Here is a 13450-nt window from a genome sequence, read left to right as displayed (position 1 = left end):
GGCGTGCTTGCATTGTCTGCTTCGGTGGAGGGGTACCTAAAAACAATCATGCCAATGTGGCAACGCATTGTCATGGCGATTGGGGCATTTTGTTTGATTGCACCCGAAACAATCACCGATGTGATTGGTGTTGTGCTTGTGCTGGTTGTGGGGGCGATACATTTAAAAACTAGTAAAACAAAAACCATTTAATTTTATTTTCACCCATTAAAATGATGAGGGTATATTATGACTTATTTTGACAAACACCGTCAGGTTCTTTTTTGCAATGACGACAAATCCATCGCTGACTACCAAACAGCGATGAACCAAGCGGTACAAGCCGTCTCAAGCTGGCTAAAAGAAGACCAAATGTACACAGGCGGTAGCATTAAAGAGCTTCGCTCCCAAATCGCCTTTAACCCCAGTAAAGACGGCTTGGGTGTACAAAAATCACTTGACCGCCTTGTGGAGCTGTTTTTAAACAAAAGTTTAAAGGTGCATCACCCTCATTCTTTGGCACACTTGCATTGCCCCACGATGGTAACTTCACAAATTGCTGAAGTTCTCATCAACGCCACCAATCAGTCTATGGACTCGTGGGACCAGTCGCCAGCAGGCTCATTGATGGAAGTACAACTCATTGATTACCTACGCCAAAAAACAGGCTATGGGGCTGGCACGGCAGGGGTGTTTACTTCTGGTGGTACACAGTCCAATTTGATGGGCGTTTTGCTGGCTCGTGATTGGTGAATTGCCAAAAATTGGACAAATGCAGACGGCAAAGAATGGTCGGTTCAAAAAGATGGCATTCCTGCCGATGCGATGACAAAGGTTAAAGTACTTTGCTCCGAAAATGCCCACTTCTCCGTACAAAAAAATATGGCGATGATGGGTATGGGCTTTCAATCAGTGGTTACTGTGCCTGTTAATGACAATGCCCAGATGGATACAGTTGCCCTTGCCAAAATTATGGCGGACTTACAGGCAGATGGCAAAATCGTGGCGTGCGTGGTGGCAACGGCAGGCACGACAGATGCAGGGGCGATTGACGACATCAAGACAATCCGCAAGCTGTGCGATGACTATGGTGCGTGGCTACATATTGATGCGGCGTGGGGCGGAGCGTTACTGTTATCTAACGACTACCGTGATATGCTTGATGGTGTGGAGCTGTCGGATTCTATCACGCTTGATTTTCATAAGCACTTTTTCCAAAGTATCTCGTGCGGTGCGTTCTTATTAAAAGATGAGCAAAACTACCGCTTTATGCACTATGAAGCCGAGTATCTAAACTCTGCCTATGACGAAGAACACGGCGTGCCAAATTTGGTGTCCAAATCTTTGCAGACCACTCGCCGTTTTGATGCCTTGAAGTTGTGGTTTACGGTAGAGGCGTTGGGCGAAGAGCTGTACGGCTCAATGATTGATCACGGAGTTACCTTAACTCGTGAGGTAGCGGATTATATCAAGGCAACCGATGGTTTAGAACTCCTAGTTGAGCCACAATTTGCGTCTGTACTATTCCGTGTTGTGCCAAAAGATTATCCAGCAGAGTTTATTGATAATCTCAACCAAAATGTCGCCGATGAGCTGTTTGCCAAAGGCGAGGCGAATATTGGCGTAACTCGTGTCATTGACAGCCGTCAAAATGTGCAGTCTTTAAAGATGACCACCCTAAGCCCCATTGCCACGCTGGATAATGTCAAAGCCTTGCTTGGTCAAGTTTTGGCAGAAGCCGAGCGGATTAAAGATGATATTAAAAATGGGGTTTATACACCGCCGATTGATTGATTGATGATTGTTGATTTTTATGTGATTTGTAGGGGCGAATTGCAATTCGCCCCTACGGTTAATGGTAATTTTGGTATTATTTTAAAATGAATTTAATATAAATCATCAATGAAATCAACCATCTATATTGGCACAGGTGGGTATAGCGACACCGATTTGATTGGTACACTTTACCCACACGGTGCAAAGGCAAGCGAGTTTTTGCACCACTATGCCAATCATTATGACTGCGTGGAAATCAACAGCAGTTTTCACGCTCCCATCGGGCAAAAAGCCCTGCTGGGTATGCTAAATAAGGCAGACGGACGACTTAAATTTTCTTTAAAACTGCACCAAGAATTTAGCCATACTCGTACGGCCGCCGCCAAGACCGCCCAAGAGTTTTTGGACATTCTTACCCCCATTCAGTCTTTTCTTGCTCCATTATTATTACAATTTCCCCACAGCTTTGAGCGAACGCCCGCCAATCGTCAATATCTGGGCGAAGTGGTAAAATGGTTTGAAGGTTGGCAACTTGCCATAGAATTTCGCCACCCAAGCTGGCATATTGACCCTGTATTTCATCATTTTGGTAAATCACCTAATCTGATTTGGGTCAATACCGATTATCCTAAGAACATCGGCTTGCCCAATACGCCTTTTTGGGCGAACACTCGCACCGCTTATTATCGGTTGCACGGACGGCGTAGCGACTGGTGGGAACAAGAGAGTGCCAAAGAGCGACACGATTATCGTTATAGCGATGATGAACTTGGCAAAATTGCTGATGAGATTTTTAACCATCGTACCAATTTTGATGAATTGTTTATTTATTTTCAAAATACCACCAATGCTCATTCTTTTTATAATATTATTCAATTAAAAGAATGTTTGTCTGCTCGTGGTTTTGTGGTGAAAACGCCAGAACTCAAAGGGCAAGCGGAATTGTTTTAATAATTGGGGAATTGTGCCATAATAATCAGGGCTATTTGATAGGAGAATGCGAATGTTAATTACCATAAAAACCAAATTGGCAATTGCTTTGAGTGGCGTGTTGTTTTGTGCGGTGGCGTTTGCTGATGAATTGTTTATTACCGTTTTTGATAATCAAGATAATCACGAAATAATGGGGTTAATGGATAAAAATGGCAATGTAGTGTTGCCGACCAAATATGATAATATTCGCCAAAGTGATGAAGTGGTAAATGATAATTTTGATAAAAAATGGGTGGGCATTTATAAAAAAGATGACGAATACTTTGTGGATTTTTATGATTTGAATGGGCGGTTTTTGGTAACCAAGCCCGATAATATTTATCATTTTGATATTCGGATTTATCCTTTTGTGATTCCCTATCCTGATTTATCAAATCCCAAGTTGCTTGCCAAAATAGAAGAATTAAGCAAACAACTTGATGAGAGTCCTGAGTCTGAATATAAAGCCCGAGCAATCGTCAATAGTTATGGCGTGATGATAAATAATAGAACCAAAAAATCCATACCATTGACCGATAAGAATATCGCCGAAATCGCTCGCTCCCAAAACGATAGCCAGAAAAAGCTCGGCTTAATTGGGGCGATGGACGATACAGGCAAATGGGGATTTATTGACGAAAATGCAAATTGGGTTATTCGTCCGCAGTTTGAAGATTTATATGAAGATGATAAAGATTTTTTGCTTACGCCAAATATTTTGAGCATTCATCAATATCGCAAAATTTTTGATAAGGACAATGATGATTCTTGTCAGGGTTTTGTCTTTATGGACGGCTCAACCGCAGGCGAGTTTAAGTCTTTTAAAGGCTTTGAAAAACATTTAAAATATGGCAATATTGGCTTTGCCGAGCCGTGTCGCCCTTTTGCCAGCGTCCACCAAAATTATAATGGCATTATTAACGACAAAGGCGAATGGCTGATTGAGCCAAAACAGGGTAGAAAACTGCTTTCTTTGCCCGATGATAAAGGCTTTGTGGCTTTTACAAAAGATGTGATAAATGATGATTTTAATGACCCAGCGTTGGATAAAATCGGTTTTATGGATATCCAAGGCAATATAAAAATTCCGCCACACTTTTATCTACCAAATTCCAAAGAAATGAGTTTTGACCGTAATAATGCCAAAGCAGAATTTAGTGATGATTTGATAGCGGTAAGCGAAAGCAAAGACAGTCCTTATTATGGTTTTATTGACCGTCAAGGCGAATGGGCGATTAAGCCGACTTTAATCACGCATAATGCCAATAGTTATTATTTTGATGATAATGGATTTTCTTATACTTATTTGCCAAATAATGAAAATCAAACCAAAATGTATAATAAATTAAAATCAAATTTTAGTTTATCCGAGCAATTATTGCCCAATAGCATTTCTGGCAGACGAGTGATTGACAAAACAGGGCAAGAGTTATTTAAAGAATTGGTTGGCGATTTTTATAATTTTAATGACAAAGGTTATGCGGTTTTTGCCAGTCATAAAAATCACGATTTGCAAGGCGTTATTAACAAAAAAGGGCATTTTGTTATTCCGCCACAATACGAAACGATTGAGCTGGCAGAAAATTTTGTCATTGCCACTTTATCCAAACAAACAGAGAATGACACAGACAAAAAAGGGCTATTATCGTATGACAATCAAGTGATTTTGCCATTTGAATATACACAAATTTATTATTATGATTTTGTGAGTGTGGAAAATGCTATTTTTGTGGTTCAACATCAAAATGGCAATTATGGCGTGCTAGATAAACAGGGCAATTGGCTAATACCATTACAAAATAATAAACTTGGTGTATTTGATGAAGGTGTTTGGTTTAAGACCATTGGGTTTAATTAGTCGCTTTTTGCCTTTTTTCTTTTAAAATCGGAATCACCGTAGAAAGTATTGCCGAACCAATCACAAGCACACTCCCCAAAGCGGTTAATAAACTCATTCGCTCGCCCAAAAAGACAAAGGCAATCAATACGCCAAATACAGGCTCTAAGGCAATCAGCATTCCGCTAATATGGGCGGGCGTTTTATTCAGCCCAATGTTCCAAAGTTTATAAGCCACAAAGCTACAACACACCCCTAAATAAATAACAGAAAACAGCCCAAGCCAATTAAAATGTATTGTCCAATCTTTTACCAAAAATAACGAAATGGGCAATGACAATATCGCCCCTTTAACCAATAATGCCGAAGTATAGACTTTATTATCCATTTGTGCCATTAAAGATTTTGAACTATGAATGCTAAGGGCAAATCCTGCCCCTGCCAAAAATACCAATAACAGCCCAAATAAATTTACCGCCCCATCGTCATTTGAACCAAGCACCAATAACACAATACCCAAAAGAGCAATCAGGCTTAATATCCAATCATAAATGGCAACTTTTTGTTTGAATAATAAAAACCCAACAATCAGCACCAATATCGGCTCTGTGCCAATAATCACCACCGCACTGCTTGCCGAAGTATAAGCCAAGCCCATAAACTGCATTAAAATGCCAATCGGAAACATTAAAAAAGCAATGCCCCATAATGATTTTTTGATGGGCTGGCTTAATGTTTTATGCGTTTTTAAAAAGAATGGCAAAACAATCAAACTGGCAATAAAAAATCGTATTTGAATGGCAATGGCAGGGTCAAACATCGTATAAGCGTATTTGCCTGCGGTAAAAGAACTTGCCCAAATAAGTAGGGCGATGATGATGTAGAACATGAATCACCTAGGCGGTTTGGCAATAAATAAAAGCCGATTGATAAAATCGGCTTTGGTGGTTATTTGATGCTCTCATCAAGCAGAGTCTCTTCGCTGGATTTCCAGTTATAGGCGCCGTATAGCACCATTTGCATTTGGCGAGTGCAATGTAGGAGCATGGCTTCTTTGGTAGCTTCAAGGTTTTCATCTGCCGTGTGTTCTTCGTCATCTGCAAGTTTTGGGATATAAGTGAGGTCAAGCCACTCAATAATCCATGAAAAGCTCAGATTGACACCAATCTCAGCAAGCAGGTAACGATCATCATCGCTGACGTGTTCAAAGGCAGGTTGTAGTGCCAAATCTTCACTCATGACCTTAGCAAAGGTTTTAATCTGTTCGCTCACGGCACGGCGAACCGCTTCTGAACCGCCAAAACGCTCGCTGGCGATAAATTGCCAATAGCGTGGCTGTGCGTCCACTGCTTTAAAGAATAGTTGCACGCTTTTGGCAATTTGGCGTTCAAAGGTGCGTCTTTTGCCAAATTGCATGTGTTCACGTAGCATGGCAAGGGCATTACCCAGCTCGTCTTCAACCAATGAGCGACCCAACTCCTCCATGTCATCAAAATGACGATAAAAGGCGGTTGGCACCACGCCGACTTCACGAGTTACTTGACGTAGACCGATAGAGCCAAACCCTTGACCTGTCATGCATAGGTCAAGTACGGCGTTATAAAAAGCTTGGCGAGTTTGGCGTTTTTTCTCTTCGCGAGTCAAGGCTTTGGCTTCTTTGGTGGATTTGTCGGTCATGAAACACCTTTTAGATAAATTTTAAAAAAACAAAAAATACCAAAATTCACTCTGGGTCAATTTTGGCTAACGACACATTATGTACAAAATTATTAAAATTGCAGGTCATTTGCTGATAAATTGATGTTAGCAAATGCCAAACAATAATGATACTCAAACTATTATACCACATTTTTCTGATTAAAAAAGTGTGTTAATACACTATTGGCACAATCATGGCGACTGTCAGCTCTCAGATGTGACGTAACGTTTGCCATGCTTTGTGTTTGGTGGGTACTGTTGCTTAGAATGTTTAGGGCATGTGAAGTGATATTGTCGGTGGTGGCGTGGTCTTGGATAAGCTCTGGGACGATGGCTTTGCCTGTTTGGTGGTTGGATAGGATATTGGGTAGGCTGACATAAGGGATTTTGACAAGGTGTTTGGCGATGGTGTAAGTTAGGGCATTTAGTCGATAGATGACCACCATCGGACGGTGCAAAAGCAGAACTTCTAGTGTTGCTGTGCCTGAGGCTAAAATGACAAGTGAGCTTGCATTCATGGCATGCCAGCTGACAGGGCGTTCTCCATCATGTCCGACAATGATGTGATATGAGGCGGATAAATGAGGGGCTTGACGGTCAATTTGCTGGCGGATAAGCGTGGCGTGTTCTTGGCTGACGACAGGTAGAATAAATTCAAAATCTCCTTGTTTGTCAAGAGCGTGCATGCTATCAATCAGTAATGGCAAAATGGCATTAATCTCTGATGTGCGAGAACCTGCCATGACGCAGATGGGGGTTTTGGTGGGGCTTAAAGGTAGCTTAAAATTGCTGATAAATTCGTCAAAAATCACCGATTGGGGGCGAGGGTCAGCGTGTAGTTTATCAAGCAGGGGGTGTCCTACGCATACCGCAGGGTGATGGTGGCGAGCATAAACATCAAGTTCAAAGGGGAATAAGCACAGCACCAAATCGGTGGCTTCTTTGATGGTGTGAATGCGGTTTTCACGCCACGCCCAAATGCTTGGACTGACGTATTGCACACAAAACACGCCTGATTTTTTTAGGGTTTTGCCGAGTCTTAGGTTAAAATCAGGAGCGTCAATACCGACAAAAATATCAATCTTTTGGGCAAAAAAAGCGTCCAAAATCTCACGTTTGGCGGATAATAAATCGGGCAAATGCTTGATAACTTCGACAAGCCCCATGACTGATAGACGGCTCATGTCAATGAGCGAGTGTAGTCCTGCGTTTTGCATGAGCGTACCACCAACCCCCACCCAAGTGATGTTTGGGTGTATGGCATTCATTTTGGTTATAAAATCGACCCCTAAAGCATCGCCAGAGGGTTCGGCACAGACGATACCGATGGTTAGTGGTTTGGTCATGGCAAGATTAGCGTTCTAGATATTGGATTTTGCCTGTAACGCCGTCCCATTTTTTGTGGTCGGGCATGGGGTCTTTTTTCTCAGTGATATTTGTCCATGTCTGGGATAATTCATCGTTGATTTTGATGAATTCTTCTTGACCTGCTGGGATTTCATCTTCACTAAAAATGGCATTAGCAGGGCATTCAGGCTCGCATAACGCACAGTCGATACACTCGTCGGGACTGATGACAAGGAAGTTTGGACCTTCATAAAAGCAGTCCACAGGACACACATCAACGCAGTCGGTATATTTGCAAAGAATGCAATTATCAGTAACAACAAATGCCATAGCAACCTCTTTTTGTTTATTGAATTTATTGGAATAATTATCATTAAAGCATATTAACGATTTATCCAAACCTGCTATATTTTATACTTTTTGATGAATAATCTCAAATTAAAGCATGGTTTTTTAATGACAAAAATTTGTAAATATTAAAAGTGATTATTATTACAAAGAGTTTGCAAAAAATAATAAATGGCATAAGAAGCATAAAAATTTCATTTCTAAGCTGATTTAAATGCACTTATGCAAATTGGGAATATATAAAGATGACATGGGGGTTTATTTATGTCTATTAAGGTTTGTGTTAATTGGCTGTGTTTGGTTATTGGATTATCATGGAAGCAACCTGTATTTGTACGCAGGTTGCTTGCTGTGATGGTCCTTAAAGGGGATTATGCTGTGCTTTTTGGGCGGTTTTGGCGACTTTATAGCATTCTTCGATATGTTCAAAGGCGATTTTTTTAAAAATCAAATAACCGATGGTGCCTGCAACAATCTGCCCGCCAAGTGGCACGTATTTGGCGACTTGTTTGCCGATGATACGAGTGCCAAAACCTCGCACGGTTTTATTGACCAGACCACGTGTGGCAATCAAAGAGCTGACCATCATGATTTTGTCGGTGAGTTTTTTTTCACGAGCCTGCACGCTGTCTTTGTCTTCTAGACCAAAACGAGCATTAATCTCAGGCAATAATTGCGAGAGCATACCAACATCAATGAGAACGTCTAAAAAGGGCACAGGAATGATGGCGACCCCTGCCGAGATTTTGGCACGAGCTTTGGCAAGCTGTTGGCATTCACGTCTGATTTGGTCAAGGTTTAGCCCTTGTACGTTTTTGGCGATTAGGGTGCTGTTCATTATTGTCTCCAAATTCATAAAACCACCTAATCATACCATAGGAAATTCTATTTTTTGTGGTAAAGTTACCAAAAAAGTGTATCATCATGTAAATTTTGAGGGAAGTGTGAAACGAGCATTTAAAAATGTGTTACAATGCTTGGCTAAAACAAAAATACAAATGAGCATGAGACATGATAAAAAAAGATAATGGCTATCTTGATGATGATGACCCATTTAAACAGCAACCCATCAAAAATACAGGCATTCAAAAATTTGCCAGTGCTAATTTGTCGCATTTGACCAATACCAATATCCAAGATTTCGAGCATGCGTTTAGCAATGCAGGGAAATTTAGTCCACGCCACCTAAATCTCGTGCTTCGCCATGTGGAGCAAGCACCTGATGAGCTGGTAGATGTGTTTGGATATACCTTAGCTCGGATTTTGCATTCACGGCAAATCACAGATGTCAGCCAAATGGAGATGGCAGTAGCCAATCTGCTCCCTGCCTCTGACCTGTTAGGGCTTGATGAGGCAAGTCAAGTGATTGATAAAGCCATCGATGAGGGCAAACGCATTTTGGTGGTGGGGGATTTTGATTGTGATGGGGCAACCTCAACCACGCTGGTGGTGCGCTCGCTTCGTGAAATGGGGGCAGATGTTGAATTTTTGGTGCCTGACCGTTTTAAATTTGGCTATGGATTAACCCCAGAAATCGTGGAGCATGGGGCAGAACTGTTTAAGCCACAACTCATCATCACCGTAGATAATGGCATTTCTAGCCATGAAGGGGTTGCCAAGGCAAGTGAGCTTGGTATTGACGTTGTCATCACTGACCATCATTTAACAACAACCGACAGCCCAAATGCGGTGGCGGTGGTTAACCCCAACCAAAAGGACTGTAATTTTGCCAGCAAATCGCTCGTGGGTGTGGGTGTGGCGTTTTATGTCATGGGGCGAGTTGCCAGAATCCGCCGTGAGGCAGGCAAACCCACCACGAGTGTCGCCAAATATTTGGATTTGGTGGCGTTAGGCACCATTGCTGATGTCGGTCATCTTGACCAAAACAACCGCATTTTGGTAACTCATGGCTTAAACGCCATAAAACAGGGCAACTGCTGTGTGGGGATTTTGGCGATTTTAGAACAAGCAGGGCGAGACGTAAGCAAAATCAGTGCTGATGATTTTGGTTTTGCCATCGCCCCACGCATCAATGCGGCTGGACGTATGGACAACATGCGTACAGGCGTAGAGTGTCTTTTGACTGATGATTGGGGCGAAGCACACCGTTTGGCGACCGAATTAAACCGCTTAAACCTCTCACGCCGTGCCATCGAAACACAAATGCGAGACGAAGCAAGTGCCATCATTGATGAACTCCACCTTACCGACAGTCAGCCTCCAAAGGGCATTTGCCTCTACCAAGACAACTGGCATCAAGGCGTGATTGGCATTGTGGCAGGGCGTATCAAAGAAAAAATGTATCGCCCCACCATTGTCTTTGCCCCTGCTGATGGCGAAAAAGTGGGTGATGATGATTTGATAAAAGGTTCTGGGCGGTCGATTGCAGGCATTCACATTCGTGATGTCATTGAGACGGTCGCCATGAATCACCCTGATTTGATTTTGCATTTTGGCGGTCATGCGATGGCGGGTGGTCTTACCATTAAAAAACGGGATTTTGAATGCTTTAAAACCGCCTTTGAGCAAGTTGTCCACGCCTTTGATGATGATGTGTTTGAGCAAGAGCAGTTTACTGATGGTAAATTGTTACCCCAAGATTTTAGCTTGCATTTTGTGAATGTCCTAAAAAACGTCAGCGTGTGGGGCAATGGCTTTGCTCCGCCTGCTTTTGATGGGGTATTTACCGTTCTAAATTTTCGTATTTTAAAGGACAAACACCTAAAACTCACCTTGCGTCATGAGGGTGTGCAATACCCCATTGATGCCATTTGGTTTAATTATGACGTGGAGCATTGGGATTATCGAGCCAATACCGTGCATTTGCTATTTACCCTTGAAAGTAATGAATGGCAAGGCACACAAAGTTTACAGCTTATTGTTAAAGATTTGGCGGTGGTGGATATTAGTTGAATACATGAGATAGATAAGGTGGGTATAAATCTCACCTTTTTTAATCCAAAACTTCAACCGTTGTTTAATGCATTTTCAATAATTTGTCGAATGCCGTCTTGTTTAAATTGCTCTTTAAATACAACTTTAATGCCCAAATCAATTTCATTAAACAGCTTTTCGGCATGTTTGATTTTTTGGTGCTCTTCTAGGCGTAGATTATCATCACCATCCACATTTTTACTTTCCAAAATTAAATTTAGAATATCGCCATTACTGGTTTTAATAATATAAGCAAAATCAGGAGAATAGCTTTTGCCTCCTGCCACAGGAATTTTGATAGAATTTTTGGGAATTTTGGTAAAAACTTGCACTTCTTTGATTTCGCTATTTATTAAATTTTGTTTTTCTAAATCGCTATCAAAATATACACTATCAAATAAAAATTGTTTTAACGGCTCATTGTCAAGATAATCCACCTCTAAATCACTTGCCAAAATTTCACTTTTTGGTTTGCCGTTTGTATCAGTAAATTTGGTTGGGTGAATTGTTCCGCCAATGTGTGTAAAACTCACTTCAAAATGATTAAATGAATTTAATAATAACCAATCATCAAAACGTCTTTTGATCATATTAATGCTAAAATCATTTAAGTATTGGCAAATATCTAATTGATTATCAAGTTTTAATTCATAAAAAACTTGGTGCAAAGTAGGGAGTTTAATTAATGAGTTTTGTGATAATTTGAACAAAAAATCACGGTATGTCATCGTACAAATTGGCTCAAACTCGTCACGCTAAATTTACGGTCATCTTGATAAACAAAACCGTCCGAACCTGTATTGTAGGGCGGGTCAATGTAAATCATTTTAATGGCGTTAGCATAGGCGTTTTTTAGATGTTTTAATACTTCTAAATTATCGCCTTGTATTAGTAAGTTTTGGCTGTGTTGATTTTTTGGTTGGCTGTTATGCTCATTGTCGGTAGTTAATAGCGTATTGGGTGTTAATTCACGCAAAATTTTGGCATAGGATTTGCCTAGCCAATTAAATTGATAATGTTCTTTTTGAATGTTAATGTTTTGATGTTGGATAATTTCACTAAATTTATCAATTAAGAAATCGCCATTTTTATCAAAGCAGTTGGGGAAGTAGGATTTTAAAACTGCTAATTGCGGGGGGGGGGGGGGGAGGACGTTTTTTCTGTGTTAAATAATACTTCGGTGGTAATTATAAAATATCTCCAATGAAATAAAAATCAATGTTTGGGCTTGATTTGCAAACTTGGCAAATGCCAATCAAATCGCACCGCCAGCATTCGTACGCCAAAGGTGGTAATGAGTGTCAAAGTTTCGGTCAAATGCTCAGAAAATTCCAGTTTGTTGAGTGCAAGATACAGACATGACCCTGCAATGCTGGCACTGATGTAGATTTCTTTTTGTAAAACAAGGGGGATTTCATTGCAAATCATGTCTCGCATGATACCACCTGCAATGCTTGTCAAAACCGCCATTTGCACGGCAATGAGTGGGTGCGTGCCGTAGCTTAGGGCGACTTTTAAACCAATCAAGCTAAACGCCGACAAGCCAATGGCATCAAAAAATTTGAGCGTCCAGCCAACTTTTTTATAAAATTGAAAAAAGATTTGGCAAATGAGTGATGTTATCGTGATGATAAACACATAATTTAAATCCGTCATCCAAAAAAGTGGGTGGCGGTCAAGCATGACATCACGCAACGTCCCACCGCCAATCGCTCCGACCATCGATACCAAAATACACCCAAAAATATCAAAGCGTTTGTACAATGCTAGGGTCGTCCCTGCCACCGCACAAGCAATCACGCCAATCATGTCAAGCACATAAATGGCTAAATCAGAAAACAACATCACAAGCCGTCTGTGTTATTGGGACAGCACTTCTTGTGCCTGTGAGATCTTAGTGGCGGCTTTTTTGGCACGAGCTTCGGCACTCACGCCTTTCTTATCGGCTAGAAATCAACGTCTTACGGCACGTTAATGGGCACTTTCAACTTTTTTTCTGGCACGCTCGGCTTTCTTTTGGGCTTTTAGAGCTTCTTTGTCCGCCTTAGCAGAAGCTAAGACCGCTTGTTCAGCATTTTGTACCACAGTTGCCTGATAAGTGGCTTCGTCTAGGTTTTGTTGGGTGGTTGTTAAGGCTTGTTCAAGCATGGTGGTGTCATGGCGTGCGTCCTGTAAGCTCACGCTTGCACAACCTGTCATGATGGTTACCAACAAAGAAAAAGTTAGTATGTGTTTGATAGATTTCATGATTTACTCCAAATAGATACAATGGTAGAAATTAATGATGGTCATAAGACCAATAACAACGCTAAAATTAATTTAAGCTATTATTTTATAACAACTTTTTTATTTTGTAAAGACACCTGATTGTAGAGCTTTGTGGTCATTTTTAGATAAAACTGGCATATACAAAACGATAAAAACAGGGATTTTTAGGGCATATCAATGATTTAAAATCATCATTTACCCCGTGCGTCCGCCCAGATGATTTTGTGTAGTTGTAATTGTAGGCGTACTGGTAAGCCGTCTGATAAAATCCATTCGGCAAGCTCTACGGCA

14 protein-coding genes and 2 pseudogenes are annotated in these 13450 nt (G+C 41.1%); 6 read left to right on the top strand and 10 right to left on the bottom strand.

Going from position 1 to position 13450, the window contains the following annotated elements:
* The 4 genes and pseudogenes from Q4B79_RS09260 to Q4B79_RS09245 all read left to right on the top strand — a co-directional run.
* A partial coding sequence (locus tag Q4B79_RS09260; RefSeq protein ID WP_303086134.1) for a hypothetical protein occupies positions 1–192 on the top strand: 192 nt, incomplete at its 5' end.
* 36 nt (positions 193–228) lie between these two features.
* Positions 229–1773 (top strand): annotated as a pseudogene (locus Q4B79_RS09255) (aspartate aminotransferase family protein).
* 108 nt (positions 1774–1881) lie between these two features.
* Entirely contained in the window at positions 1882–2706 is an 825-nt protein-coding gene (locus Q4B79_RS09250) for a DUF72 domain-containing protein (protein ID WP_303086133.1), read from the top strand.
* Positions 2707–2758: 52 nt separating this feature from the next.
* Positions 2759–4585, top strand: coding sequence for a WG repeat-containing protein (locus Q4B79_RS09245; RefSeq protein WP_303086132.1), 1827 nt, complete (start codon positions 2759–2761; stop codon positions 4583–4585).
* Here Q4B79_RS09245 and Q4B79_RS09240 read toward each other — a convergent pair.
* The 5 genes from Q4B79_RS09240 to Q4B79_RS09220 form a co-directional block, all read right to left on the bottom strand.
* Positions 4578–5453 (bottom strand): DMT family transporter, encoded by an 876-nt coding sequence (locus Q4B79_RS09240; protein ID WP_303086131.1) that lies wholly within the window; start codon positions 5451–5453, stop codon positions 4578–4580. The genes Q4B79_RS09245 and Q4B79_RS09240 overlap by 8 nt on opposite strands.
* Before the next feature lie 59 nt (positions 5454–5512).
* Positions 5513–6241, bottom strand: coding sequence for a TetR family transcriptional regulator (locus Q4B79_RS09235; RefSeq protein ID WP_303086130.1), 729 nt, complete (start codon positions 6239–6241; stop codon positions 5513–5515).
* Positions 6242–6402: 161 nt separating this feature from the next.
* A complete protein-coding gene (gene lpxB, locus Q4B79_RS09230; protein WP_303086129.1) occupies positions 6403–7608 on the bottom strand; it encodes a lipid-A-disaccharide synthase in 1206 nt (401 codons plus the stop codon).
* A gap of 7 nt (positions 7609–7615) precedes the next feature.
* Complete coding sequence (gene fdxA, locus Q4B79_RS09225) at positions 7616–7939, bottom strand: ferredoxin FdxA (RefSeq protein WP_303086128.1); 324 nt, start codon at positions 7937–7939, stop codon at positions 7616–7618.
* 379 nt (positions 7940–8318) lie between these two features.
* Positions 8319–8795 (bottom strand): hypothetical protein, encoded by a 477-nt coding sequence (locus Q4B79_RS09220; protein WP_303086127.1) that lies wholly within the window; start codon positions 8793–8795, stop codon positions 8319–8321.
* Positions 8796–8968: 173 nt separating this feature from the next.
* Here Q4B79_RS09220 and recJ point away from each other — a divergent pair, with 173 nt between their 5' ends.
* A complete protein-coding gene (recJ, locus tag Q4B79_RS09215; RefSeq protein WP_303086126.1) occupies positions 8969–10870 on the top strand; it encodes a single-stranded-DNA-specific exonuclease RecJ in 1902 nt (633 codons plus the stop codon).
* 53 nt (positions 10871–10923) lie between these two features.
* Here recJ and Q4B79_RS09210 read toward each other — a convergent pair whose 3' ends face one another.
* From Q4B79_RS09210 to Q4B79_RS09200, 3 genes are all read right to left on the bottom strand, one after another.
* The gene (locus Q4B79_RS09210; RefSeq protein WP_303086125.1) at positions 10924–11481 is read right to left on the bottom strand and encodes a hypothetical protein; all 558 of its coding nucleotides are present in this window, start codon (positions 11479–11481) and stop codon (positions 10924–10926) included.
* Between the two features lie 134 nt (positions 11482–11615).
* Entirely contained in the window at positions 11616–11867 is a 252-nt protein-coding gene (locus tag Q4B79_RS09205) for a hypothetical protein (RefSeq protein ID WP_303086124.1), read from the bottom strand.
* Positions 11868–12106: 239 nt separating this feature from the next.
* On the bottom strand, positions 12107–12736 hold the full coding sequence (locus tag Q4B79_RS09200) for a trimeric intracellular cation channel family protein (RefSeq protein ID WP_303086123.1): 630 nt from the start codon (positions 12734–12736) through the stop codon (positions 12107–12109).
* Here Q4B79_RS09200 and Q4B79_RS09195 point away from each other — a divergent pair.
* Positions 12714–12866: a hypothetical protein gene (locus tag Q4B79_RS09195; RefSeq protein ID WP_303086122.1), complete on the top strand. Its 153-nt coding sequence runs from the start codon at positions 12714–12716 to the stop codon at positions 12864–12866. The genes Q4B79_RS09200 and Q4B79_RS09195 overlap by 23 nt on opposite strands.
* Here the strand turns inward: Q4B79_RS09195 and Q4B79_RS09190 are convergent.
* Together Q4B79_RS09190 and Q4B79_RS09185 are read right to left on the bottom strand one after the other, a co-directional pair.
* Positions 12863–13138 (bottom strand): hypothetical protein, encoded by a 276-nt coding sequence (locus Q4B79_RS09190; RefSeq protein ID WP_303086121.1) that lies wholly within the window; start codon positions 13136–13138, stop codon positions 12863–12865. The genes Q4B79_RS09195 and Q4B79_RS09190 overlap by 4 nt on opposite strands.
* Before the next feature lie 212 nt (positions 13139–13350).
* A pseudogene (locus Q4B79_RS09185) lies at positions 13351–13450 on the bottom strand (7-carboxy-7-deazaguanine synthase QueE); the annotation flags it as partial.

Origin of the sequence: Moraxella sp. (assembly GCF_030525845.1) — a bacterium.
GTDB lineage: Bacteria > Pseudomonadota > Gammaproteobacteria > Pseudomonadales > Moraxellaceae > Moraxella.
The sequence above is the reverse complement of the archived record's forward strand: the minus strand, read 5'-3'. Positions and strand labels throughout refer to the sequence as shown.

Excerpts from the sequence above, each read along its gene's own strand:
- Q4B79_RS09250 (WP_303086133.1), top strand. The coding sequence starts at position 1,882 with ATGAAATCAACCATCTATATTGGCACAGGTGGGTATAGCGACACCGAT.
- Q4B79_RS09245 (WP_303086132.1), top strand. The coding sequence starts at position 2,759 with ATGTTAATTACCATAAAAACCAAATTGGCAATTGCTTTGAGTGGCGTG.
- Q4B79_RS09240 (WP_303086131.1), bottom strand. The coding sequence starts at position 5,453 with ATGTTCTACATCATCATCGCCCTACTTATTTGGGCAAGTTCTTTTACC.
- Q4B79_RS09235 (WP_303086130.1), bottom strand. The coding sequence starts at position 6,241 with ATGACCGACAAATCCACCAAAGAAGCCAAAGCCTTGACTCGCGAAGAG.
- lpxB (WP_303086129.1), bottom strand. The coding sequence starts at position 7,608 with ATGACCAAACCACTAACCATCGGTATCGTCTGTGCCGAACCCTCTGGC.
- fdxA (WP_303086128.1), bottom strand. The coding sequence starts at position 7,939 with ATGGCATTTGTTGTTACTGATAATTGCATTCTTTGCAAATATACCGAC.
- Q4B79_RS09220 (WP_303086127.1), bottom strand. The coding sequence starts at position 8,795 with ATGAACAGCACCCTAATCGCCAAAAACGTACAAGGGCTAAACCTTGAC.
- recJ (WP_303086126.1), top strand. The coding sequence starts at position 8,969 with ATGATAAAAAAAGATAATGGCTATCTTGATGATGATGACCCATTTAAA.
- Q4B79_RS09210 (WP_303086125.1), bottom strand. The coding sequence starts at position 11,481 with ATGATCAAAAGACGTTTTGATGATTGGTTATTATTAAATTCATTTAAT.
- Q4B79_RS09195 (WP_303086122.1), top strand. The coding sequence starts at position 12,714 with ATGGCTAAATCAGAAAACAACATCACAAGCCGTCTGTGTTATTGGGAC.
- Q4B79_RS09200 (WP_303086123.1), bottom strand. The coding sequence starts at position 12,736 with ATGTTGTTTTCTGATTTAGCCATTTATGTGCTTGACATGATTGGCGTG.
- Q4B79_RS09190 (WP_303086121.1), bottom strand. The coding sequence starts at position 13,138 with ATGAAATCTATCAAACACATACTAACTTTTTCTTTGTTGGTAACCATC.